This window comes from Streptomyces sp. JJ38, from assembly GCF_019303475.1.
Classification (GTDB): domain Bacteria; phylum Actinomycetota; class Actinomycetes; order Streptomycetales; family Streptomycetaceae; genus Streptomyces.
In genome coordinates, this window is record NZ_JABLSI010000016.1 from 25120 (window position 1) to 48907 (window position 23788).

General features: G+C 74.7%; 24 protein-coding genes and 1 riboswitch. Of the genes, 12 read left to right on the forward strand and 12 right to left on the reverse strand.

Annotated elements, in window-relative coordinates; all coding sequences use genetic code 11:
• Positions 1–50: 50 nt before the first annotated feature.
• Entirely contained in the window at positions 51–287 is a 237-nt protein-coding gene (locus HPT28_RS10985; RefSeq protein ID WP_219090834.1) for a hypothetical protein, read from the forward strand.
• Here HPT28_RS10985 and moaA read toward each other — a convergent pair.
• On the reverse strand, positions 270–1259 hold the full coding sequence (gene moaA / locus HPT28_RS10990) for a GTP 3',8-cyclase MoaA (RefSeq protein WP_219090835.1): 990 nt from the start codon (positions 1257–1259) through the stop codon (positions 270–272). The two genes, HPT28_RS10985 and moaA, sit on opposite strands and share 18 nt — an antisense overlap.
• Before the next feature lie 325 nt (positions 1260–1584).
• On the opposite strand from moaA, the gene HPT28_RS10995 reads away from it, so the two are divergent.
• The 4 genes from HPT28_RS10995 (at position 1585) to HPT28_RS11010 (ending at position 5999) form a co-directional block, all read left to right on the forward strand.
• Positions 1585–3117, forward strand: a complete 1533-nt coding sequence (locus HPT28_RS10995) for a S8 family serine peptidase (RefSeq protein ID WP_257578413.1) — start codon at positions 1585–1587, stop codon at positions 3115–3117.
• A 227-nt stretch (positions 3118–3344) separates the two neighbouring features.
• The gene (locus HPT28_RS11000; protein WP_219090836.1) at positions 3345–4379 is read left to right on the forward strand and encodes a DEDDh family exonuclease; all 1035 of its coding nucleotides are present in this window, start codon (positions 3345–3347) and stop codon (positions 4377–4379) included.
• Positions 4380–4404: 25 nt separating this feature from the next.
• Complete coding sequence (locus tag HPT28_RS11005) at positions 4405–5238, forward strand: SURF1 family protein (protein ID WP_219090837.1); 834 nt, start codon at positions 4405–4407, stop codon at positions 5236–5238.
• A gap of 5 nt (positions 5239–5243) precedes the next feature.
• A complete protein-coding gene (locus tag HPT28_RS11010) occupies positions 5244–5999 on the forward strand; it encodes an SDR family oxidoreductase (RefSeq protein WP_219090838.1) in 756 nt (251 codons plus the stop codon).
• A gap of 84 nt (positions 6000–6083) precedes the next feature.
• Here HPT28_RS11010 and amaP read toward each other — a convergent pair whose 3' ends face one another.
• The 8 genes from amaP to abc-f all read right to left on the reverse strand — a co-directional run bounded on the left by amaP (position 6084) and on the right by abc-f (position 11897).
• Positions 6084–6680: an alkaline shock response membrane anchor protein AmaP gene (gene amaP / locus HPT28_RS11015; protein WP_219090839.1), complete on the reverse strand. Its 597-nt coding sequence runs from the start codon at positions 6678–6680 to the stop codon at positions 6084–6086.
• Positions 6681–6693: 13 nt separating this feature from the next.
• A complete protein-coding gene (locus tag HPT28_RS11020; protein WP_219090840.1) occupies positions 6694–7362 on the reverse strand; it encodes a DUF6286 domain-containing protein in 669 nt (222 codons plus the stop codon).
• On the reverse strand, positions 7359–7835 hold the full coding sequence (locus HPT28_RS11025) for an Asp23/Gls24 family envelope stress response protein (RefSeq protein ID WP_219090841.1): 477 nt from the start codon (positions 7833–7835) through the stop codon (positions 7359–7361). The genes HPT28_RS11020 and HPT28_RS11025 overlap by 4 nt, the downstream gene beginning before the upstream one ends.
• A gap of 3 nt (positions 7836–7838) precedes the next feature.
• On the reverse strand, positions 7839–8027 hold the full coding sequence (locus HPT28_RS11030; RefSeq protein WP_219090842.1) for a hypothetical protein: 189 nt from the start codon (positions 8025–8027) through the stop codon (positions 7839–7841).
• Between the two features lie 81 nt (positions 8028–8108).
• Complete coding sequence (locus HPT28_RS11035; protein ID WP_219090843.1) at positions 8109–8573, reverse strand: Asp23/Gls24 family envelope stress response protein; 465 nt, start codon at positions 8571–8573, stop codon at positions 8109–8111.
• A 121-nt stretch (positions 8574–8694) separates the two neighbouring features.
• On the reverse strand, positions 8695–9486 hold the full coding sequence (locus HPT28_RS11040; protein ID WP_219090844.1) for an enoyl-CoA hydratase/isomerase family protein: 792 nt from the start codon (positions 9484–9486) through the stop codon (positions 8695–8697).
• 119 nt (positions 9487–9605) lie between these two features.
• Positions 9606–9821, reverse strand: a complete 216-nt coding sequence (locus tag HPT28_RS11045) for a helix-turn-helix domain-containing protein (RefSeq protein WP_219090845.1) — start codon at positions 9819–9821, stop codon at positions 9606–9608.
• Positions 9822–10298: 477 nt separating this feature from the next.
• Positions 10299–11897: a ribosomal protection-like ABC-F family protein gene (abc-f, locus tag HPT28_RS11050; RefSeq protein ID WP_219090846.1), complete on the reverse strand. Its 1599-nt coding sequence runs from the start codon at positions 11895–11897 to the stop codon at positions 10299–10301.
• 316 nt (positions 11898–12213) lie between these two features.
• Between abc-f and HPT28_RS11055 the strand changes: the two genes are divergently transcribed.
• Entirely contained in the window at positions 12214–12627 is a 414-nt protein-coding gene (locus HPT28_RS11055; protein ID WP_219090847.1) for a VOC family protein, read from the forward strand.
• Between the two features lie 43 nt (positions 12628–12670).
• Here the strand turns inward: HPT28_RS11055 and HPT28_RS11060 are convergent, their stop codons facing one another.
• The 3 genes from HPT28_RS11060 to HPT28_RS11070 all read right to left on the reverse strand — a co-directional run bounded on the left by HPT28_RS11060 (position 12671) and on the right by HPT28_RS11070 (position 16142).
• Positions 12671–14035 carry a hypothetical protein gene (locus tag HPT28_RS11060; RefSeq protein ID WP_219090848.1) on the reverse strand — a complete coding sequence of 455 codons (1365 nt, stop codon included), beginning with the start codon at positions 14033–14035 and terminating at the stop codon, positions 12671–12673.
• A gap of 89 nt (positions 14036–14124) precedes the next feature.
• Entirely contained in the window at positions 14125–15276 is a 1152-nt protein-coding gene (locus HPT28_RS11065) for a S9 family peptidase (RefSeq protein ID WP_219090849.1), read from the reverse strand.
• Between the two features lie 155 nt (positions 15277–15431).
• Positions 15432–16142: a class II aldolase/adducin family protein gene (locus HPT28_RS11070; protein WP_308119162.1), complete on the reverse strand. Its 711-nt coding sequence runs from the start codon at positions 16140–16142 to the stop codon at positions 15432–15434.
• A 333-nt stretch (positions 16143–16475) separates the two neighbouring features.
• Here HPT28_RS11070 and HPT28_RS11075 point away from each other — a divergent pair, with 333 nt between their 5' ends.
• The 6 genes from HPT28_RS11075 to cobO all read left to right on the forward strand — a co-directional run bounded on the left by HPT28_RS11075 (position 16476) and on the right by cobO (position 23785).
• Positions 16476–17732, forward strand: coding sequence for an inorganic phosphate transporter (locus tag HPT28_RS11075; protein ID WP_219090851.1), 1257 nt, complete (start codon positions 16476–16478; stop codon positions 17730–17732).
• 83 nt (positions 17733–17815) lie between these two features.
• Positions 17816–18028, forward strand: coding sequence for a hypothetical protein (locus tag HPT28_RS11080; protein WP_219090852.1), 213 nt, complete (start codon positions 17816–17818; stop codon positions 18026–18028).
• Positions 18029–18330: 302 nt separating this feature from the next.
• Positions 18331–18458, forward strand: a riboswitch (cobalamin riboswitch).
• A 129-nt stretch (positions 18459–18587) separates the two neighbouring features.
• Positions 18588–19571: a cobalamin biosynthesis protein gene (locus HPT28_RS11085; protein WP_219090853.1), complete on the forward strand. Its 984-nt coding sequence runs from the start codon at positions 18588–18590 to the stop codon at positions 19569–19571.
• Positions 19558–21102, forward strand: coding sequence for a cobyric acid synthase (locus HPT28_RS11090; protein WP_219090854.1), 1545 nt, complete (start codon positions 19558–19560; stop codon positions 21100–21102). Before HPT28_RS11085 ends, HPT28_RS11090 begins: the two co-directional genes overlap by 14 nt.
• Positions 21099–23189 carry a putative cobaltochelatase gene (locus HPT28_RS11095; RefSeq protein ID WP_219090855.1) on the forward strand — a complete coding sequence of 697 codons (2091 nt, stop codon included), beginning with the start codon at positions 21099–21101 and terminating at the stop codon, positions 23187–23189. Before HPT28_RS11090 ends, HPT28_RS11095 begins: the two co-directional genes overlap by 4 nt.
• On the forward strand, positions 23189–23785 hold the full coding sequence (cobO, locus tag HPT28_RS11100) for a cob(I)yrinic acid a,c-diamide adenosyltransferase (protein ID WP_219090856.1): 597 nt from the start codon (positions 23189–23191) through the stop codon (positions 23783–23785). The genes HPT28_RS11095 and cobO overlap by 1 nt, the downstream gene beginning before the upstream one ends.
• Positions 23786–23788 lie beyond the last annotated feature (3 nt).

Genomic DNA, 23788 nt, shown 5'->3' on the forward strand with positions numbered 1-23788 from the left:
GTGGCTGCCCGGCGTCGTCATGTTCGCAGGTCACATGCTTGGATGGGCGGGTGACCGAGGATACGCCGATCTGTTCCGCCAAGGGGTGCCGAGCACCCGCCCAGTGGGTTCTCGCCTGGAACAACCCCAAACTGCACACGCCCGAGCGGCGCAAGACGTGGCTGGCCTGCCCGGAGCACCGCGAGTACCTGTCGGAGTTCCTCGGGATGCGGGGCTTCCTGAAGGACGTCGTGGCGCTGGCGGAGTGGGAGGCCCCGGAAGGGCCGGGCTCAGCCGCCGATCGCTGACATCGGGCGGTCCGGCTGGATGAAGGACGGGTCGTCGATGCCGGCTCCGGCCTTCTTGCCCCACATCGCGGTCCGCCACAGCCCGGCGATCTGCGCGTCGTCCTCGCCGGCGCGCAGGGCTCCGCGCAGGTCGGACTCCTCGGTGGCGAACAGGCAGGTGCGGACCTGGCCGTCGGCCGTGAGCCGGGTGCGGTCGCAGGCGCGGCAGAAGGGGCGGGTCACGGAGGCGATCACGCCGACCCGGTGCGGGCCGCCGTCCACGATCCAGCGTTCGGCCGGGGCGGAACCGCGCGCCTCCTCACCCTCGGGGGTGAGGGTGAAGCGAGTGCGCAGGGACTCCAGGATGTCCCCCGCGGTGATCATGCCCTCGCGCTGCCAGCCGTGCTGTGCGTCGAGCGGCATCTGCTCGATGAACCGCAGCTCGTAGTCGTTCTCCACGGCCCAGGCGAGGAGCTCGGGCGCCTCGGCCTCGTTGAGCCCCGGCATCAGCACGGCGTTCACCTTGACGGGGGTGAGTCCGGCTGCGCGGGCGGCGGCCAGCCCACGCAGCACGTCGGCGTGGCGCTTGCGGCGCGTCATGCGCTGGAAGACCTCGGGATCGAGGGTGTCCAGGGAGACGTTGACGCGGTCCAGCCCGGCACCCCGCAGGGCCTCCGCGGTGCGCTCCAGGCCGATGCCGTTGGTGGTGAGGGACAGCCGCGGCCGCGGTTCCAGGGCGGCGCAGCGCTCGACGATGGAGACCAGCCCGGGGCGCAGCAGCGGCTCACCGCCGGTGAAGCGCACCTCGTCCACCCCCAGCCGCGTCACGGCGATGCGCACCAGGCGGACGATCTCGTCGTCCGTGAGCAGCTCCGGCTTGGCCAGCCACTGCAGACCCTCTTCCGGCATGCAGTAGGTGCAGCGCAGGTTGCAGCGGTCGGTCAGCGAGACCCTCAGGTCGGTGGCGACCCGGCCGTAGGTGTCCTTGAGCATGCGCGCCAGCCCTCCGACGGTTGAAGCCTTGCTCCGCAGCGTACGTGAGCCCTCCGACATTCAACAGGTCGTTGAAGTAACGAGGCGAACACCCTCTGTTAAATTCTCATGTTAATGTGAAAATCATTGCCGTACGACAGTGGACGACGATAGTTTCCCCTCCGGTCCGCGAACGACCAACTCCGCTCATCGGACGCCGCGTTGACGCGCCACCTCGCGCTCCGGAGGCCGCGGGCGGAGCCGTGGGCCAGGCCAGGGCTCCGCGTGCAGCCCTGGAGCATCGCGCACCCGAGACCTCCAAGACTCTCGAGAACATGGAGACCCCATGGCACTGAGCCCCCTGTCCAGACGGCGCCGCCGGCTGCTCGCCATGTCCGCGGGCGTGGCCCTGACCGTCTCACTCGGGCTGCTCCCCTCCGCGAGCACGGCGCTCGCGGAGGGGAAGCCCGCCGCCGCGGACGGCCCGAGGCTGTCCTACGTCGTCAACACCGACGACTCGCGGAAGGCCGTCAAGAAGGCCAGGAAGGCCGTCAGGAAGGCGGGCGGCACCGTCGTCACCGCCTACGAGGAGATCGGCGTCGTCGTCGCCCACTCCTCCGACCCCGACTTCGGCGCGCGGATGCGGGCCACCAAGGGCATCGACTCCGCGGGCGCCACGCGCACGGCCCCGCTGACCCCCGTGGCCACCACGGAGGTCGGCGAGCCCGAGTACGTCAAGCCGCCGAAGGACGGCTTCCAGAGCGCGCGGCAGGCCGACGGGGACGTCAACGAGCCGCTGGAGTCCCTCCAGTGGCCGCTGCCGCAGATCAGGGCGGACGAGGCGCACCGGATCAGCGAGGGCAGCCGGGACGTGACCGTCGCCGTCATCGACACCGGCGTGGACGACACCCATCCGGACCTGGCGCCCAACTTCTCCGCCGAGCAGTCCGCCAACTGCGTCGGCGGCGTCGCCGACACCTCCGAGGGCGCCTGGCGGCCGTACCCGAACGGCAGTTACCACGGCACGCACGTCGCGGGCATCGTCGCCGCCCCGCGCAACGGGATCGGCGTGGCCGGAGCCGCCCCGGGCGTCCAGGTCTCCTCCATCAAGGTGAGCGAGCCGGGCACGAGCCTCTTCTACACCGAGGCCGTCGTCTGCGCCTTCATGTTCGCCGCGGAGAACGGCGTCGAGATCACCAACAACAGCTACTACATCGACCCGTGGCTGTTCACCTGCCGCGACGACGCTGACCAGGGCGCCCTCGTCGAGGCCGTCAGCCGCGCGATGGCGTACTCCACCCGGCAGGGCGTCGCCCACATCACCTCGGCCGGCAACTCCAACCTGGACCTCGCCTCCGACGAGCTCACCGACACCTCCAGCCCGAACGACACCACCCCCGTCGAGCGGACCGTCGACCCGAGCACCTGCCCCGACATGCCCACCCAGCTCCCGGGTGTGACCTCCGTCGCCTCCACCGGCGCACACGGCGTCAAGTCGTACTTCTCCAACCACGGCCTGGGCCAGATCGACGTCGCCGCACCCGGCGGCGACGCCCGCTACCAGCTCCCGGAGGCCCCCGCCAAGAGCGGCGGCGTGCTGTCCACGATGCCCGACGGCGAGTACGCGTTCCTCCAGGGCACCTCGATGGCCGGCCCGTACGTCGCCGGGGTCGCCGCCCTCATCAAGAGCGAGGACCCGCGCGTCAGCCCGCAGGAGCTGGCCTGGCGCCTGAAGGCCCAGGCCGTCAGCACCCCGTGCCCCGAGGGCGAGTTCGACCCGAGCGGTGACGGGCGCTACGCCGCCACCTGCACCGGCAGCAGGCACGTCAACAGCTTCTACGGCTTCGGCATCGTCGACGCCCTGGCCGCCGTGCGGTAAGCCCGTCCGGCCGACCGGCCGACGTGACGCAGCACGACGAGGAGGCCGGGTCCCGCGGGGCCCGGCCTCCTCCGTCCCTCGGCTCCCGTCACCCGCCCCAAAGAGACAAGCGGGACGAAGCCCCCCTTGTCCGCCAAACCGAACAGACGTCAAAGGGCCTGCGGAAAACCGGGCTTGCCGCGGCCACGGGGGCTCGCTGTCAGTCGGGGCCCGTATCCTCTGTGACCATGCTCGAAGATCAGACGGCACCGGAAAGCCGGCCTCAGTCCGCGGCTACCGCACCGCCGATCCCCGCGCAGCAGCACGCGGAGTCCTCCTGGCCGTCGGGCTACCCCACCCGCTACGCCGTGGTGGACGTGGAGACGACCGGGCTCGCCCGGGAGGACAGAATCGTCTCCGCCGCCGTCTACCAGCTCGACGGCCGGGGCGAGGTGGAGGACCACTGGTACTCCACCGTCAACCCACAGCGTGATCCGGGGCCCACCTGGATCCACGGCCTGACGAGCGCGGTCCTGGCCGACGCCCCCCTCTTCGCCGACGTGGCCGAGGAGTTCGCCCGGCGCTTGGAGGGCCGCGTCCTGGTCGCCCACAACGCGATGTTCGACTGGACGATGATCGCCCGCGAGTTCGCCCGCGCGGACCGCGAGCCGCCGGTGCGCCAGCGGCTGTGCACCATCGCCCTCTCCAAAGAGCTCGGGCTGCCGCTGGCCAACCACAAGCTGGAGACGCTCGCCGCGCACTACGGCGTCGTCCAGGAGCGCGCCCACCACGCGCTGGACGACGCCCGGGTGCTGGCCGAGGCGTTCCGGCCGAGCCTGCGGCTGGCCGCGGGCCGGGGCGCCCGGCTCCCCCTGCTCGCCTGCACCCCGCTCACGGAGTGGGCCACCGGGCCGCAGGACGGCGGCTTCGCACGCGGCCGGCAGACCTATCGCTCGGCCGCCTGGCGGCCCTCCCGCCGCCGCCCCGCCTGCCCCTACCCCAACCCCGGCCGGTACGAGCCCGGGGGCGCGCTCGTCCAGGGCATGCGGGTGGCGATCTCCGGGGACACCTTCACCGAGCGCGAGCTGCTGGAGGACCGGGCCGTCGAGGCGGGGCTGCACATCGCCACGAGCGTCTCCCGGCTCACCAGCCTCCTGGTGACCAACGATCCCGAGTCCCCCACCGGCAAGGTCACCCGCGCCCGCTCCTTCGGCACCCCCGTCATCGACGAGGCGGCCTTCACCCAGCTCCTGCGGGACGTGGCCCCCGCGCCGAAGGGCTGACGGCCGCGCGGTACCGTCGTTGGTCGTGTACCGCTTCCTGTTGTCTCGGCAGTGGGTGATCCTCACTCTGCTCGCACTCGTGCTGATGCCCGTCATGGTCCAGCTCGGGTTCTGGCAGTTGCACCGGCACGAGGCACGGGTGGCGCACAACGAGCTGATCGCCGGCAGCCTGGCCGCCGAGCCGGTTCCGGTCGCGGAGCTCACCGGAGTGGGCCGGCAGCCCGCCGAGGACGACATGTTCCGCCGGGTCACGGCGACCGGCGTCTACGACCCCGCGCACGAGGTCGTCGTCCGCCGCCGGACGGCCGCCGACGGCCGCGAGATCGGCTACTTCGTCCTCACCCCGCTGATCCGCCCGGACGGCACCGCGCTGCTGGTCAACCGGGGCTGGGTGCCCGGCGACGGCGACCAGCGGGCCTTCCCCGAGGTGCCCGCGGCCCCGGGCGGCACCGTGACCGTCACCGGGCGGCTGCTGCGGGACGAGACGACGGCGGCCACGGGGATCAAGGACCGCGGCGGGCTGCCCGAGCGCCAGGTCATGCTCATCAACAGCGAGCAGCGGGCCGCCGAGCTGGAGCGCCCCGTGCTCGGCGGCTTCGTCGAGCTGACGGCCACCGACCCGCGGCCCGCCGAGGACGAGCTCGCCGAGCAGGTCCCGGAGCCCGACCACAGCGGCGTCGGCGCGCACCTGGCCTACGCGGTCCAGTGGTGGCTGTTCACGGCGGCCGTCCCCGTGGGCTGGGTGATCCTGCTCCGCCGGGAGCTGCGGGACCGGCGGGCCGCGGCCCGGACGGCGGACGAGGGCGCGTCGGCCACCGACCCGGCCCTCGCGCGGGCCACGGCGGGCACGGCAGACTGACCCCCATGGATCTTGGGCTCAAGGACACCGCGTACCTCGTCACCGGCGGCACCCGCGGGCTCGGCTTCGCGACCGCCGAGCAGCTCACCGCCGACGGGGCACGGGTCATGATCACCGGACGCGAGCAGGGCGCGGCGGAGGACACGGCACGGCGGCTCGGCCCCCTGGCCGTCGGCACGGCGGCGGACAACGCCGACCCGGAGGCGGCCGAGCGGCTGACGGAGGCCGCGCTCACCTCCTTCGGGCGGCTGGACGGCGTCCTCATCAGCGTGGGCGGCCCGCCGGCCGGCAGCGCGGAGACGTCGAGCGACGCGCAGTGGCGGGAGGCGTTCGAGTCCGTCTTCCTCGGCGCCGTACGGCTGGCCAGGGCCGCCGCCGCGCGGCTGTCCGAGGGCGGCGTCATCGGCTTCGTCCTGTCCGGTTCGGTGGCCGAGCCCATCCCGGGCCTGACGATCTCCAACGGACTGCGCCCGGGGCTGGCGGGGTTCGCGAAGTCGCTGTCACTGGAACTGGGGCCGCGCGGCATCCGGGTGGTGGGGCTCCTGCCCTCGCGCATCGACACCGACCGGCTGCGGGAGCTGGACGCCCTCTCCGGTGACGCCGCGGCCTCCCGCGAGCGCAACCAGGCGATGATCCCGCTCGGGCGCTACGGCACGCCGGAGGAGTTCGGGAAGGCGGCGGCGTTCCTGCTCTCCCCCGCGGCCTCCTACCTCACCGGCACGATGCTCCCCGTGGACGGCGGCGCGCAGCACCGTTTCTGAGCCTCGCCCCGCCGCCGAGCACCACGGCGGGAGCGCCCGGACGTGCGGCCGTCAGCACCCGCCGGGGGCGTTCGGCCGGAGCCGTCAGCCGATACGCTCGGTGCGGCCGCGCGCGCCGCGCAGCCGCACTTCGGCCGGGAGTTCGGCCAGCCCCGCCGAGAGCCTGGCCCGCTCCAGCGGCCCCTCCCGCAACTCCCGCACGATGTGGTCGGGGCGGGCGTCGGCGTCCACGAGCAGCCCGACGCGGGCCCGGGGCGCACGGCGCCGGCCGGTCAGCACCACCCGCGCGTCCCGGACGCCGGGCAGGCTCTCCGCCTCCCCGGCCAGCACCTCGGCGAGCGCGGAGCCCCGCAGGCGCGCCCCGGCGCCGTCCCCGCTGTCCACCTGCAGCGTGCCGAGGCGGCGGGCGCGGAGCTGGCCCAGCAGCCACCAGACCGCGACGAGGAGCAGCGCGCCGAGCACCGTGAAGACGACGGGCCACCACCAGCCCTCGTCGGTCCACTGCGTGCGGTCCTCGTGGGTGAGCACGACCTCGTCGGGGTTGCGCCACGAGTAGCCCTCGGGCGGGACGACGTCCAGCCGCCGCGGCAGATCCGCGGCGGCGGCCAGAGCGGCGAGCCCCAGGGCCAGGAGGCCGAGTCCGACGAGGCCCAGCAACAGCCGGTTGACGGTTCTCAGCATCGGCTCACTCACCTCAGTGCCGGTCCGGACGGCGGACGTGGACGGACAGTCGGGGCGCCCGGGCGAGGCCCAGGTCGGCGACGGTGTCGGCGAGCACGCCCCGCAGGTCCGCGCGCACCGCGTCCAGCTCGCGGAAGTGGGCGACCGCTCTGGCCCGTACCGACCGGCGGCGCACCGTGACCTTCGCCGACCGCACACCCGGGACCTGCACCGCCTGTCCGCGCAGGACGGCCGCCGCGGTCCGCCGGTCGATCCCTGCCCGGAGCCCCGGCGCGCCCCGCATGGTCAGCAGCCACCGCGTGCCGGGGGTCAGGGCGAGGAGCAGCAGCCACAGCCCGAGGAGGGCGACGGCGACGGCGGTGCCGAGGACCCAGCCGTCACTCAGGGACCGGCCGGCCAGCTGCTCGGCCAGCTCGCGCCGCCAGGCCCGCGCCTCGTGCCCGGCGCGCACGGCGGCGAGGTCGTAGAGCAGGGCGCCGGTGGCGAAGGCCAGTACCAGTGCGAGCAGGAGGGCAGGCAGCCGGCGCTCCGACCAGAACCGGCCGCGCCGCCCGGAGCCGGCCCGGGGGGCCTTCGGCCCTCGCTCCTCGTCTGGCCCGGCGGGGTCCGCGGCGGCGTCGGCGGGGGCCGCGGGCCGCTTCTCCAGGGTCGGTGGCCCGCCCCCGGCGGCTTCGTCGCTCACTCCACCCTCCCGGCGCGGTCCTGCACCAGATGCGGCGCGTTCAGCCGTTCGACGTCGATGGCGACCTCCGGGACCGCGAAGCCGGCCAGCTCCGCGACCCGGTCGATGACGCGGCGCCGCACGGCCCGGCACTGGGCGCCGATGTCACCGGGGTAGCCGAGCTCCACGGCGACGCGCAGCCGGGCGGTGTCCGGCTCCCCGCCACGGCGGGAACGGGCGCGCGCGGTGACCGTGGCGTGCCGGGCCCGGCCGCCGGGCGGCGCGGGTGGCGTGCCGTCCGGGCTCCCCGCCGCGGCGGGGCCGGAGGTGGAGGTAGAGGAGGACCGTGTGGTCCCGGCAGGGCCGGCCGGTGCGGCGTCGCCCTCCGAGGAGCGCAGGGCCTCGTGTGCGGCCTGCGCCGCGATCTTGGCGATCACCTTGTCGGCGACCCGGGTGGCGCCGCGTTCGGCGGCCGGAACGCGCTCGAGAGCCATCGCTCACCGCCGTCCGCTTCGGCCCCGGGTACCGAAGAAGTCCCCCGGGTCGAGGTCGCCGTCGGCGAACCTGCCGGCCACGAAGCCCACCGCACCCAACGCGGCGACCAGCAGGAACGCTCCGAACCCGCCGAAGTACCCGGCGAAGCCGAGCGCCATTCCAGTGATCAGTCCGACGACCGCCATACTCATAGTGCGCTCCCTTGTATCGCTCCGCCCGGCCCGCGCCGGAGCCCGGTCCCGTGCCGGGTCTACCCCGCTGCCGGACCGGTACTACCGCAGTCGCGGCTCCTCTTCCTCCTCGTCGTCCGGCTCGTCGGGGAGCTTCACGTCGCTCACCGCGATGTTGACCTCCACGACCTCCAGGCCCGTCATGCGCTCGACGGCCTCGATGACGCTGCCGCGCACGTCGGAGGCGACGTCCCCGATCGAGACGCCGTAGTCGACGACGATCTCCAGGTCGAGGGCCGCCTGCACCTCTCCGACCTCGGCCTTGACCCCGCGCGTGGCGGAGCGGCTGCCGCCCGGGACCCGGTCGCGGACCGCGCCGAAGGTCCGGGCCATGCCACCGCCCATGGCATGGACGCCGTCGACGTCGCGGGCGGCCAGACCGGCGATCTTGGCGACCACGCCGTCGGCGATGGTCGTCTTGCCCCGGCCGGCGGGCGGCCCACCGCCCCGCTTCGCGCTCTCCGACCGACCGGACTCCTTGGCCGTGGCGGATGTGGTCTCGGTCATCGCCTTCACCCCTCTCGGAAAGCCTGCCGGAGGCGGCCGTCGGCCGCCCCCGCTCCGCCCCTCACCCTAGGGCCGCCGACGGCACCGGCCCGCGTGCTGTGCCGCCGAACGGGTAGGCGGGCTACTCCCCCAGCCCGGCGAGGTCCCTGAGACGGCGGCCCTGCGCGGCGCGCTCCGCGATGCGCTGCTCCCCGTAGCTCCGCTCGGCGGCGCCCTGGAGCAGGGCCTTGGTCTCGATCACGGCGTCACGCGGCGCGGCCAGCAGCGCGGCGGCCAGGTCGGCGGTGGCCGCGTCCAGTTCGGCACGGGGCACGACGAGGTTCGCCAGGCCGGTGCGCTCGGCCTCGTCCGCGTGCACGAAACGGCCGGTGGCGCAGATCTCCAGGGCCCGGGCGTACCCCACGAGGTTGACCAGGGGCTGGGTGCCCGTCAGGTCGGGGACGAGGCCGAGGCTCGTCTCGCGCATGGCGAACTGGGCGTCGTCGGCGCACACCCGCAGGTCGCAGGCGAGGGCCAGCTGGAAGCCGGCCCCGATCGCATGCCCCTGGACGGCGGCGACGGTGACGACGTCGGGCCGCCGCCACCAGGTGAACGCCTCCTGGTACTCGGCGATGGTGCGGTCCATCTCCTCGGCCGGGCCGCGGGCCAGGTCGAGGAACGAGGGCTCGCCGTCGAAGCCTTCGGGGGTGAAGGCCTGCCGGTCCAGGCCCGCGGAGAAGGACTTGCCCTCGCCCCGCAGCACCACGACCCGCACGCTGCCGGGCAGTTCCCGGCCCACCGCGGCGAGGGCCCGCCACATGGCCGGGGACTGGGCGTTGCGCTTGTCCGCGTTGGCGAGCGTGACCGTCGCCACGCCGCCGTCGTTCTCCGCCTCGACGGTGAGTCGAACACCGTCCCGATCGAGCAGGGTCATCGCATCCTCCGGTGGCTCGTCCGCAGTTAAGTGACTGCAGAGTAACCACCTGACCGACGCCATGCCCGACCGGGTGCGCCGCCGTCAGGCGCCACCCGCCCACCGGCGGTGTGTGGAGGTCAGTCGGCCTTCCTGCCCCGGGTGGCGCCGCCGCGACCGCGCAGGGTCACGCCCGCCTCGCTGAGCATGCGGTGCACGAAGCCGTAGGACCGGCCGGTCTCTTCGGCCAGGGCCCGAATGCTCGCGCCGGAGTCGTATTTCTTCTTGAGGTCCGCCGCGAGCTGCTCGCGCGCGGCGCCGGTCACCCGGCTGCCCTTCTTCAGAGTCTCGGTCACCCGTGCCTCCTCATGGGAAGTGCGCTCTGAGTTCTCATGATCACCCCTTCCGGTCCTTCTGGCCACCCATTCAGCAAGGTCGATGGGAGCAGCTTGACGCCGCGGGCACGCTCGGTGACGGGACGCGCGGCCCGGAACGGGTTGGGCCGCGCGCTTCCGGTCGCCGCCCGGCCCCCTGAACGGGCAGGTCAGCGGGGAGATGCGCGGCCCGGCCCGGGGGCGGGGGCCGAGCGGGAGGACGGGCGCTTCCGTGATCGGCAAGCCCCGGGGGATACGAGCCGTCCTCACTCGGATGAAGGATCACGCGTCTACTGCGCGGCGCCCGGGGGAAGCGCGACGATCACGGAAAGCATCCGAGCGGCACCTGTAGGTGAGGCGAGGCCACGCCCGGGGCCGCGGGGCCGCGGGGCGTAAGACCTCGGAGCCGGCCGGGGCCCTGAGGGCCTGGGCACCTCGCGGCTCAGGTGCTCAGGGTGCTCAGGCGAGGGCCACCAGATCGGCGTAGTCCGCGCCCCACAGGTCCTCCACGCCGTCGGGCAGCAGGATGATCCGCTCGGGCTGGAGGGCGTCGACGGCGCCCTCGTCATGCGTCACCAGGACCACGGCACCGGTGAAGGTGCGCAGCGCGCCGAGGATCTCCTCCCGGCTGGCCGGGTCCAGGTTGTTCGTCGGCTCGTCGAGCAGCAGCACGTTGGCCGAGGAGACGACGAGCGTGGCCAGCGCGAGCCGCGTCTTCTCCCCGCCGGACAGGACGCCGGCGGGCTTGTCGACGTCGTCGCCGGAGAACAGGAAGGAGCCGAGCACCTTGCGGACCTGGACGAGGTCCATGTCGGGCGCGGAGGAGCGCATGTTCTCCAGCACCGTACGGTCCGGGTCGAGCGTCTCGTGCTCCTGTGCGTAGTAGCCGAGCTTGAGGCCGTGACCGGGCCGCACCGCGCCGGTGTCCGGCTCCTCGACCCCCGCCAGCAGGCGCAGCAGCGTCGTCTTTCCGGCGCCGTTGAGGCCGAGGATGACGACGCGCGAGCCGCGGTCCACGGCGAGGCTGACGTCGGTGAAGATCTCCAGCGAGCCGTAGGACTTGGACAGTCCCTCGGCCGTCAACGGCGTCTTTCCGCACGGGGCGGGGTCGGGGAAGCGGAGCTTGGCCACCTTGTCCGACTGCCGCTCGGACTCCAGCCCGGCCAGCAGCTTCTCCGCCCGGCGGGCCATGTTCTGCGCGGCGACGGCCTTCGTCGCCTTGGCCCGCATCTTGTCCGCCTGCGAGTTGAGCGCCGCGGCCTTCTTCTCCGCGTTGGCCCGCTCCCTGCGGCGCCGCTTCTCGTCCGCCTCGCGCTGCGTCAGGTACTGCTTCCAGCCCATGTTGTACTGGTCGATCTGGGAGCGGTTGGCGTCGAGGTAGAAGACCTTGTTGACCACCGTCTCCACGAGGTCGATGTCGTGGGAGATGACGACGAGGCCGCCGCGGTAGGTCTTGAGGAAGTCCCGCAGCCAGACGATGGAGTCGGCGTCCAGGTGGTTCGTCGGCTCGTCCAGGAGCAGGATGTCGGCGTCGGAGAAGAGGATGCGGGCCAGCTCGACGCGGCGCCGCTGACCGCCGGAGAGCGTGTGCAGCGGCTGGGCGAGCACGCGGTCGGGCAGCCCGAGGCTCGCGGCGATGGTCGCGGCCTCGGCCTCGGCGGCGTAGCCGCCCTTGGTGAGGAACTCGGTCTCCAGCCGCTCGTACTTCTTCATGGCGCGCTCGCGGGTGGCGCCCTTGCCGCCGGCCATCCGGTCCTCGTTCTCCCGCATGCGGCGGATGACGGTGTCGAGGCCGCGGGCGGAGAGGATGCGGTCGCGGGCGAGAGTGTCCAGGTCGCCGGTGCGCGGGTCCTGCGGCAGGTAGCCGACCTCGCCGGTGTTGGTGATGGTGCCGGAGGCCGGCACGCCCTCGCCGGCGAGGCACTTGGTGAGCGTGGTCTTGCCGGCGCCGTTGCGGCCGACGAGGCCGATACGGTCGCCGCGGGCGATACGGAAGCTGGCCGACTCGATGAGGACGCGGGCGCCGGCGCGCAGCTCGAGACCGGAGACGGTGATCACGGGGAAACTCCTGGGCGGGACGACGTACGTACGGAACTGGCGGGCTGTGGGTCACGAGCCGCGCGGCGCCGCCTGGCGAGGGGCGCGCAGCCGTCGGCGCGGCAGCGCGACGGGCGGCAGGTGGACGTACGTCGCCGGCTAATGCGTGAGTGGGGTTTCCATGCGGGAAAGTCTACCGGCGCTCCGCAAGCGGTTTTCCCGCCTCCCCGTCGCCCGGCCGGGCCCGGCCGCCGCGCGCGGGCCGGGCCCGGCTGGAAGACTGTGGCGCGGACGTCGCCCCCTTCGGGGCAGCACCGAGAGAGGTCCGGTGATCGACATGGCCGCGCAGACCGCCCCGCCGAGCGTCTTCCCGACGCTGCTCTACGCCGACGCGAAGGCCGCGATCACCCAGCTCCAGGCGGCGTTCGGATTCACCGAGGACATGGTGTACGCGGCCGACGACGGCTCCGTCCTGCACGCCGAGCTCTCCTACGGCAACGGCACGGTGATGCTCGGCTCCAAGGGCGGTGAGGGTGCCTTCGCCGAGGCCACCCGGGACGCCGGCCCGACCACGGTCTACGTCGTCGTCGAGGACTGCGACGCGCATCACCGGCGGGCGGCGGAGAACGGCGCCGAGATCCTCTCGCCGCCCGTCGACCAGTCCTATGGTTCGCGCGACTACATCGCGCGCGATCTGGAGGGCAACGTCTGGGTCTTCGGCACCTACAGTCCCGACCGCTCCACCAGCTGACGGAGTGTCCTGACGACGTGGCCGAGGGACCGCCCGGGACCGCTCAGGCGCCGCCGGAGTGGACTTGGAAGGCGGCGCGGCGCACGGCCCTGGCCAGGGCCGGGTCCGGGTGGGCGGCGGCCAGGGCCACCAGCACCTGCACGGTGCGCGGGTGCCCGGTGGCCCGCACCTCCTCCAGCAGCCGGGGGACGCTGTCCCGGACGGCGGACTCCAGGTGGTCGACGAGGAGCTGGCTCTCCCCGTGGTCGGCGACCGCGGCGGCGGTGTCCACCCACAGCCAGGCGGCCTCGTCGCGGCTGAGCACGCCGGGTGCCCCGCCGGCGAGGTCCTCCGGGTCCGCCCCCTCGTGCTCGGCGAGCCACAGCAGGGCGTAGGGCCGCAGCGCGGGGTCGACGGCGGACTCGCGGACGGCGGGCTCGGCCGGCGCGCCCACGACCCGCAGGGCCTCGAAGGCCAGGGCCCGCACGAGGGCGTCCTCGCCCCGGGCGGCGGCGAGCAGCTCCCGGACGGCGGGACCGGTGGGCCGGGCGGCCAGCCAGGCCCGGTACTCGTCGCGGGCCGGCCCCGGGGAGAGGCGGGCGCAGCCGCGCAGCATGTCCTCGGCGCACTGCTCGATGTTTCCGGCGGGGCTGAGGGCGGCGACGCAGATCTGCTCCAGCTTGGCCCACACCGCCCAGTCACCGAGCGGGGTGAGCTGGGCCTGCCCCGGCTGTCCGGGGTCCTGGCAGCGGGTGAGGGCGCCGACGGCGGAGAGCCCGTCCAGGGCCCAGGCCAGCAGGATGGCCGACTCGCCGGGGGCGGGCGCGGGCACGGGCGTGCCGTCCCGGTCCCGCTCGGCGTGCAGCTCGGCGATGCGCTGGGTGAGGAGTTCGAGCAGCGCCGGTTCGGTCACGGGGCCGGACGACAGATGCATGACCGACAGCAGCTGCGGAGCCGCCACAACGACGTCGCCGACGAGGGACGGGTCGGCGCTGGCCGGGGCGGGGCAGGCCAGCGACCAGGCGTCGAACAGGGCGACCCAGCCCCGCAGGACGGCGGAGTCGTCCCGGTCCCAGGCGCGCAGCCGCCAGCCCGCGCGCACGGCGCCGGCGTGCAGTTCGACGAGGCCCGCGAGCCGGGCCCGGTCCCAGTGGACGGTGATCTGGCCTGCGGGCAGCCCCAGGTCCTCGGCGGGCGGGCCGGGGTCGAGGACGGGTGAGCGGCCGCGGGCGTCGGCCCAGCGGGCGAGGCGGACGGCCTCGCCCAGCGCCGCGCGGGCCTGACGGGCGAGCTGTTCGCGGGGCGCCAGCCGGGCGGGCGGACGCGGAGCGGGCCGGGAGCGGCGCACGGACACGGATCGGCGGGCCGTGGCCAGGGCCTGCTCGGGGACGATGCTCAGCCTGGTGTCTCGCGGGGTACGGGACGTCACGGGGGGCAGTCTTCCTGCTGAGCCCCGAAAAGCCCAAACCGCGCTCGTGGTCACCCACATGGCGGGGTGCGCTCGGCTCGCCCCCCGGGTCACACGAGCGGGGTGAGAAAGCGCCGCAGAGACTCCTCACAGCCCATGGGGTCGGCGTTCCAGGCGCCGCCGTGGCGCCCGTTCAGCACCTCGCGAACGGTGACGAGGTCGGGCCGCGCGGCGGCGTAGTCGAGGGTCTCGTCCCAGGAGGCGACGGCGTCCCCCGGCCCGTGGAGGATCAGCACGGGCTCGGTGAGCCGCTCCGGGTCGACCGCGTCCGCCAGCCGTTCGGCGGCCGCCTCGGTCCGGCTCTCGGCGGCGCGCACGGCCAGCGGCAGCAGGCTGTGCGGGACGCGGCGGGCCGCCAGGGCACGCACGGTGGCGCGCCAGTCGAGGACGGGTGAGTCGAGCACCAGCCCGGCGACGTGGCCGCGCAGCGCGGAGCGGGCGGCGGCGTACAGGGCGATCGTGGCTCCGACGGACCAGCCCATGAGCACGACGCGGGTGGCACCGCGGCCGATGGCGTAGCGCAGGGCGGCGTCGAGGTCGCGCCACTCGGCGTCCCCGAAGTGGCCGACGCCGTCGCCCGGCGCGGGCGCGCCGGGGTCGCCCCGGTAGCTGATGGACAGCACGGGGAACTGCATGCGGTGCAGCAGGGGCATGACCACCATCGGGTGGTCCCGGGTGGTACCGAGGCCGTGGACGGCGATGACCCAGGTCTCCCGGGCGCCGGGGAGGAACCAGGCGGGCATCGGCCCGAGCTCCCCGGGGACGGAGACGTCCTCGCTCTCCAGGCCGAGGGCGTCGCCGGGGGTGCCGCGGTAGACCTGCGGGGTGATCCGCACCCGCGTGCCGGGGCGCAGCTCGCCCTCGGTCACGCGCACGAGCCGGCGCACGACGGTGTCGGGCGAGGCGCCGTCGACGTGACCGTTGTGGCGTCCGGTGTCCAGCACGTTGCCGATGACCGCGTGGCAGCCCCGGCCGGTGAGCCCGTAGATGCCGGGGATGAGCGAATCCAGCGAACGGGTCAGCGTGACCTGGCCGGGGGCGGTGCCGTGCACGGTCAGCGGCGGGCCGTCGAAGCCGGGCGGCGTGCCCCCGGCGTTGGGCCGCAGGGCAGCTCCGGCCGCGTACCGGCCGGCCGCTACGGCCGCTCCGGCACCCAGTGCGGTGAGGGAGGCGGCTACGGCCGCCGTGGTTCCGGGACGCATCTCGTTCAGTGTGCGGCGGGCTGCTGCACCCTGCCACCGGACCTGCGCCGAACGTGCGCCCCCGCCCCTCGGGACCCGGCCGCGATCCGGGAGGGACGGCGGGGGTGGCGGGGACGACGGGGTGGCGGGGATCGCGGCCGGGGCGGACTGGAGGTTCAGCGATCCGCCGTCCCGGGGCCCGGCCGCTGGCCGTAGCCGCGGAGACGTTCGGCGACGACGTCGAGCTCCTCCGGTGGCAGGGTCGCCGGGGTGCGGCCGGGGACGGCGGCCGCGGCCAGCCAGACCTGGCACATCCACTCCAGCTGCGCGGTGAGCTCGTAGGCCCGGTCGAGGTCGCGCCCGTAGACGACGGTGCCGTGGTTGCGCAGCAGGCAGCCGGTGCGGCCGCGCAGGGCGGCGAGCAGGTGTGCGGCCAGGGCCTCGGTGCCGTAGGTGGCGTAGGGGGCGACGCGGACCGGGCCGCCGAGCGCGGCGGCCATGTAGTGGACGGCGGGCACTTCGTCGACCAGCGTGGAGACGGCGGTGGCGTGCACGGCGTGGGTGTGGACGACGGCCGCGGCGTCGGTCTCGCGGTAGACGGCCAGGTGGAGGGGCAGCTCGCTGGTGGGCCTGCGCGCTCCGGCCGCGGGGCTGCCGTCGAGGTGGACGGCGCAGAGGTCGGCGGGCCCGAGCCGGTCGTAGGGGATGCCGCTGGGCGTGACGAGGACGACGTCCTCCACCCGCGCCGAGACGTTTCCCGAGGTGCCGACGACGAGCCCGGTCTCGGCGGTGCGGCGGGCGGTGCGGACGACGTCGTGCCAGGCGGCCGACCAGGCCGGTGGCGCCTCGTCGGCCGGGAGGGGACGGTGGTGCTGCGGGTGGGGCACAGGGCCTGCCTCTCGAGGTGGGAGCGTCGGGCGTGCGGAAGATCTCGAATCGGTCTCGGTGGGGGCGTGAACCGGAGACGAGAGCGCGGGGCGTGAAGGCGGCTCGCGAGGGCGCCGGAACACCGCCCGCACGGCACGGAAAGCCACTGTGACCAGCGTCTCGACGCGGCCGGGAGACCCCCGTCCATCCGGTTGTTCCCAAGGGCCGGACAAGGGTCCGCCACACCTCCCCCGAGCCACGACACCCCGAAGCCCGCCCCAGTTCACCTTCCGTTCACTCATCGTCCTTACGTTCGCTGAGCAACCTGACCGCCCAAACTGATTGCCGGGTGAATGGAACACTTCACGCTGCTGATCGGGATCGTGATCGTCACGGCCCTGCTGTTCGACTTTACGAACGGCTTCCACGACACCGCCAACGCGATGGCCACGACCATCTCGACCGGGGCTATGAAGCCCAAGGCAGCGGTGACCATGTCGGCGATCCTCAATCTCGTCGGAGCGTTTCTCTCCATCGAGGTCGCCACGACCATCTCGAAGGGCATCATCGACGAGACGTCCGGCATCCAACCCGAAGTGATCTTCGCGGGGTTGGTCGGGGCGATCCTGTGGAATCTGCTCACCTGGCTGGGCGGCATTCCCTCCAGTTCCTCCATGGCCCTCATCGGCGGTCTGATCGGTGCGACCGTCGCCTCCGTCGGCATCGGCGCCATCGACGGCGGTGCCGTGCTCGGCAAGATCCTGATCCCGGCCTTCATCGCCCCGGTCGTGGCCGGCCTCGCCGCCTTCCTGGCGACGCGCGTCACCTACCGGGCGGCGCGCAACGCCGACCCGGAGCGGACCTCGCACGGCTACCGCGCCGGCCAGATCACCTCGGCCGCCCTGGTCTCCCTGGCCCACGGCACCAACGACGCGCAGAAGACCATGGGTGTGATGACCCTGGCGCTCATCTCCGGTGGCGTCATCGCGGGAGACGCCGAGCCGCCGCTGTGGGTCATCGCCTCCGCCGGTATCGCCATCGCGCTCGGCACCTACCTCGGCGGCTGGCGCATCATCCGCACGATGGGCCGCGGTCTCACCGACATCCAGGCCCCGCAGGGCTTCGCCGCCCAGACCAGCTCGGCGGTCACCATCCTGGCCTCCTCGCACCTCGGCTTCTCCCTCTCCACCACCCAGGTCGCCTCCGGCTCGGTCATGGGCTCGGGGTACGGCCGCAAGGGCGGTGTGGTGCGCTGGAACACCGCGTACCGCATGTTCGCCGCGTGGGGGCTGACGCTCCCGGCCGCCGGTGCGGTCGCCGCTCTCGCCACACTGCTCGCCGAGCAGGGCGACTGGGGCATCACCACCGTCGCCGTCCTCTTCGTGGCCGCGATGGCCGCGATCTGGGCCGCCTCCCGCCGTGAGGTCGTCGACCACACCAACGTCAACGACGACGAGCCCGCCGCCGGCGAGGACGACGCCCCCGGCGTGGTCACCACCGCCGTCCGGGCCGTGAGTCCGCCGCCGGCCGGCGTGCAGCGCCCGGGGTCCGCCGAGGACGAGCAGGACGACTCCGCCCCGGCCGGACGTCCCACCGCTGGCGCCGTCTGACGCCGCCCCCGGGCCGGGGCTCCGCCCCGGCCCACCGCCGCCCCCCAACGGCCCCCACGACCTAGGACCCCAAGGACAGCGTGATGAACATCGACTGGGCAGCACTCGGCCAGGTCTTCGGCGTCAGCCTGCTGGCGACGGTCGCCCTCGTGGGCGTCTTCACCCTCGGCATCGTCGGCGGCTCCGCCCGCAAGGCGGACGGCGGCGTCAGCGCCCCGGCCCGCGTGGGCGCCTACGCCGCCTACGCGCTCTGCGCCGCCGCCGTGGCATACGGGATCTACATCATCGCCGCCTGAGGCCCGTCCGGCCGGGCAGGCATGACGACGCCGTCAGCCGCGTCGTCATGCGGCCGGAGCCGTGTGCACGGTGGTACGCGCCGTGTCGGCCGGATGCCGCCGGCGCCAAGCGAGAGACGGGCCGGTAGGCCCGTCCGACCAGGTTCCCCACAGCGCCGAGGGGCACGGGCCCGCGCCCGTGCCCCTCGGCGCTGTGCCCGGGGCCCCCGTGGGCCTGCTCACACTCCCGCACCGCAGGTCAAGGCCGAGTTGACGGCCTATGCGGGGCGTGGTGGACTTCGCGTTGCCACAACGGCGGCAGGAAGAGGAAGCCGGTGCGAATCCGGCGCGGTCCCGCCACTGTCACCGGGGAGCACTCCCCCACCCGACGTCACGGCCCCTGGCGGGCTGGAAGGCCGGGGGACGTGTTGATCCGGGAGCCAGGAGACTCTCGTCGCCGGTCACGTCGAGCCAGGGCGCGGACCCTGAGTGAGGACACACGCCATGCCCGGCACCGCCATGCCCCCTGACCCGGCCGCCGTACCCGTCGGACAGGTGCCCGTGGCGGGTTGACGACGTCATGGGCCTGACCGCAACCGGAGTCGTACTCGGCTTCCTCGGGGACGCGCTGGCCGGCGATCCGCGCCGCGCCCATCCCGTCGCCGCCTTCGGCCGCACCGCGGCCCGTCTCGAACACGCCCTGTGGCGCGACCACCGCGCGGCCGGCGCCGCGCACACCGCGCTGTGCGTGGGCGGCGTGACCGCCGCCGCGGCGGCGCTCGGAAGCACGCTGGACCGTCTGCCCGCGCCCGCACGCCGAGCGCTGCGCATCGCCCTGACCGGGACCGTCACGTGGGCGGTACTCGGCGGGACCTCACTCGGCCGGGAGGCGCGAGCCGTCGCCGCCGCGCTGGCGGAGGGCGACGTCGAGCGCGCCCGGGAGCGGCTGCCGCACCTGTGCGGTCGCGACCCGCAGGCCCTGGACGCCGACGGCATCGCCCGGGCCGTCGTCGAGTCGGTCGCCGAGAACACCTCGGACGCGGTCGTGGGCGCCCTGGTGTGGGGGGCCGTGGCGGGCGTCCCCGGGCTGGCGGCCTTCCGCGCCGTCAACACGCTGGACGCGATGGTCGGTCACCGCTCCCCGCGCTACCGGCGGTTCGGCTGGGCCGCCGCCCGCCTCGACGACGTCGCGGGCTGGCCGGGTTCGCGGCTGACGGCGGCGCTCGCGGTGCTGCTGGGGCCCGATCCCGCCGGCGCCCGGGCGGCCTGGCGAGCCGACGCCGGCCGGCACCCCTCGCCCAACGCGGGCCCGGTGGAGGCCGCGTTCGCGGGGGCGCTCGGGGTGCGGCTGGGCGGCACACTGTCCTACGGCGGACGCGTCGAGCACCGTCCGGTGCTGGGCGGGGCGACCGGACGCGCGGTGACGGTGACCGACGTGGAACGCGCCGTGCGGCTGTCCCGGCGCGTGGGACTGGCGGCGCTGGTGGTCACCGCCGCCGCGGGAGCGGCCGGACGGAGCGCCGTCCGCGCCCACCGATCGAGGAGGATGCATGGCAGCCGGTGAGCCCGGTGGTGCGCTGCTCGTCGCGGGGACGACCTCCGACGCCGGCAAGAGCGTGGTGACGGCGGGCATCTGCCGGTGGTTGGCCCGCCAGGGCGCGAAGGTCGCCCCGTTCAAGGCGCAGAACATGTCGCTCAACTCCTTCGTGACGCGGGAGGGCGCCGAGATCGGCCGTGCGCAGGCCATGCAGGCCGCCGCCGCCCGGGTCGAGCCGAGCGCGCTGATGAACCCGGTGCTGCTCAAGCCCGGGTCCGACCGCACGAGCCAGGTCGTGCTGCTGGGCAAGCCCGTCGGGGAGTTGAGCGCCCGCGGTTACCACCGCGGCCGCGCCGAGGGGCTGCTGGACACGGTGACCGACTGCCTGGCCGAGCTGCGCCGCACGCACGACGCGGTCATCTGCGAGGGGGCGGGCAGCCCGGCCGAGATCAACCTGCGCCGGACCGACATCGTCAACATGGCCCTGGCCCGCTCGGCCCGGATCCCCGTGGTGGTGGTCGGCGACATCGACCGGGGCGGCGTGTTCGCGTCCTTCTTCGGGACGACGGCCCTGCTGTCCCCCGAGGACCAGGCCCTGTTGTCCGGGTACATCGTCAACAAGTTCCGCGGGGACGTCTCCCTGCTGGAGCCGGGCCTCGACATGCTGCACGGCCTGACCGGACGGCCCACCCTCGGGGTGCTGCCCCACCGGCACGGGCTGGGCATCGACGAGGAGGACGGGCTGCGGATCTCCCTGCGCGGCACGGTGCGCGAGGCCGCCACCGCGCCGCCGTACGGCGCGGACGTCCTGCGGGTGTCGGTTCTGCCCGTTCCGCTGATGTCCAACTTCACCGACATCGACGCGCTGGCCGCCGAGCCCGGTGTCGTCGTGCGGTTCAGCGACCGGCCCGAGGAGCTGGCCGACGCCGACCTCGTCGTCGTCCCCGGTACCCGGGGCACCGTGGGCGCGCTGCGCTGGCTGCGCCGGCGCGGGCTGGCCGACGCGCTGGCCCGGCGGGCCGCCGAGGGGCGTCCCGTCCTCGGCCTGTGCGGCGGCTTCCAACTGCTCGGTGAGCGCATCGAGGACGAGGTCGAGTCGCGCGCCGGTGTGGTCGACGGGCTCGGGCTGCTGCCGGTGCGGGTGCGCTTCGCGCGGGAGAAGACCCTCGCCCGCCCCACGGGCAAGGCGCTCGGCGAGGTGGTGGAGGGTTACGAGATCCACCACGGGCTCGCCGAGGTGCTGGGCGGGGAACCCTTCCTGGACGGCTGCCGCGTGGGAGCCGTGTGGGGCACGCACTGGCACGGCTCGCTGGAGAGCGACGCCTTCCGCCGGGCCTTCCTGCGCCGCGTCGCGCGGGACACCGGGCGCGCGTTCGTCCCGGCGCCGGACACCGCCTTCGCCGCGCTGCGCGAGGAACAGCTCGACCGGCTCGGCGATCTGATCGAGGAGCACGCCGACACCGCGGCGCTGCTCCGGCTCATCGAGGACGGGGTCCCGACGGGTCTGCCGTTCGTACCGCCGGGAGCACCGGCCCACCAGGAAGGAGACCACGCATGAGCACGCCCTACCCGTTCACCGCCATCGTGGGCATGGCCGATCTGCGGCTCGGACTGCTGCTCAACGCCGTGTCCCCGGCGATCGGCGGTGTGCTCGTGCGGGGCGAGAAGGGCACCGCCAAGTCCACGGCGGTGCGGGCCCTCGCCGCCCTCATGCCGAAGCTGGACGTCGTGCCGGGATGCCGCTTCTCCTGCGACCCGGCCGCGCCCGACCCGCGGTGCCCCGACGGTCCGCACGAGGCGGGCCCCGGGGAGGCGCGGGCGGCGCGCATGGTGGAGCTGCCGGTCGGCGCCTCCGAGGACCGCCTGGTGGGTGCCCTGGACATCGAGCGGGCGCTGGCCGAGGGGGTGAAGGCGTTCGAGCCGGGGCTGCTGGCCGACGCCCACCGCGGCGTGCTCTACGTGGACGAGGTCAACCTCCTGCACGACCACCTGGTGGACCTGCTGCTGGACGCGGCCGCCATGGGTGCCTCCTACGTCGAGCGGGAGGGGGTCTCCGTCCGGCACGCCTCGCGGTTCCTGCTCGTGGGCACGATGAACCCGGAAGAGGGCGAGCTGCGCCCGCAGTTGCTTGACCGCTTCGGCCTGACGGTGGAGGTCGCGGCCTCCCGGGAGACGGACGAGCGGGTCGAGGTCGTGCGCCGGCGGCTGGCCTTCGACGCGGACCCGGAGGGCTTCGCCGCGCGCTGGACGGCCGAGGAGGCGGAGCTGCGGGAGCGCATCGCCGCCGCCCGCGCCCTGCTGCCCGAGGTGCGGCTCGGCGACGCGGCCCTGCGCCAGATCGCCGCCACCTGCGCCGCGTTCGAGGTGGACGGGATGCGTGCCGACATCGTCATGGCGCGCACGGCGACGGCCCTGGCCGCGTGGGCCGGTCGGACCGAGGTGCTGGAGGAGGACGTGCGGCGGGCGGCTCTGCTGGCCCTGCCCCACCGCAGGCGCCGCAACCCGTTCGACGCCCCCGGCCTGGACGAGGACAAGCTCGACGAGACGCTGGAGGCCAACGGCGGCAGCGGCGACGGCGACACCGAGCCGGACCCGGACCCGGACGGCGGCCCCGACGGCGAGGGCCCCGGTGACGGACCGGACGGCGGCGGGCCGGAGGGTCCCGACGACGGGGGCCCCGACGGCGGCCCGGGCGGACGGCCGCCGCACGAGGGCCACGAGGAGACGCCGCCGCCCGGCGCACCGGAGTCCGCGGACTCCCCCGGCTCCGACGCGCCGGAGGGCGAGCCCGCCCTGCCCCGGCAGGGCGCCCCGGCGGAGCGGGCCCCGGCCCCGGCCGCCGAGCCGTTCCGGACCCGGACGCTGTACGTGCCCGGGGTCGGCGAGGGCGCGGCCGGACGCCGTTCCCGGGCCCGCACCGCACAGGGCCGCACCACCGGGGCCCGCCGCCCGCGGGGTGCGCTGGGAAAGCTGCACCTGGCCGCGACCGTGCAGGCCGCGGCCCCGCACCAGCGCTCCCGGGGCCGCGGCGGCCCCGGGCTGCTGGTCCGGCGGGACGATCTGCGGGAGGCGGTGCGCGAGGGCCGGGAGGCGAACCTGGTGCTGTTCGTCGTGGACGCCTCGGGGTCGATGGCGGCCCGGCGGCGGATGAGCGCCGTCAAGGGGGCCGTGCTGTCGCTGCTGCTGGACGCCTACCAGCGCCGGGACAAGGTGGGCCTGGTGACGTTCCGGCGCGGGGACGCCGAGGTCGTCCTGCCGCCGACGTCGTCCGTGGACGCGGCGGCGGCCCGGCTGGAGTCACTGCCGACCGGTGGTCGCACCCCGCTGGCCTCGGGCCTGCTGACGGCCCGTGAGGTGCTGCGCGTCGAGCGGCTGCGGGACCCCTCGCGGCGTCCGCTGCTCGTCGCCGTCACCGACGGGCGGGCGACGGGCGGCGTGGAGCCGGTCGCGCGGGCCCGGCGGGCGGCCCGGCTGCTGGCGGCCGAGGGCACGGCGTCCGTCGTCGTGGACTGCGAGGCGGGCCCGGTGCGGCTGGGTCTGGCCGGGGAGCTGGCCCGGGACCTGGCAGCGCCCGCGGTGACGCTGGAGGAGTTGCGCGCGGACACCGTGTCCGCGCTGGTCAAGGACGTACGGAGGGTCGCGTAATGCCGCAGGGACAGCCGAGCGTGGTACCGAACGACGGGCTGACGACACGTCAGCGGCGCAACCGCCCGCTGGTGATGGTTCACACGGGCCCGGGCAAGGGGAAGTCGACCGCCGCGTTCGGGCTCGCGCTGCGGGCGTGGAACCAGGGCTGGCCGGTGGGGGTGTTCCAGTTCGTCAAGTCGGCGAAGTGGAAGGTCGGCGAGGAGCGGGCGCTGAAGGTGCTGGGCGCCTCGGGCGAGGGCGGCACCGTCGCCTGGCACAAGATGGGCGAGGGCTGGTCCTGGGTGCAGCGGGACATGGCCAGCAGCGAGGAGGCGGCCCGGGAGGGCTGGGAGCAGGTCAAGCGCGACCTGGCGGCCGAGACGTACCGGCTCTACGTGCTGGACGAGTTCGCCTACCCGATGCACTGGGGCTGGATCGACGTCGAGGAGGTCGTCGGGGTACTCCGGGAGCGTCCGGGCACCCAGCACGTCGTCGTGACCGGCCGCAACGCGCCGCAGCCACTGCTGGACGCGGCCGACCTCGTCACCGAGATGGGGAAGGTCAAGCACCCGATGGACGCGGGCCAGAAGGGCCAGCGGGGCATCGAGTGGTGATCG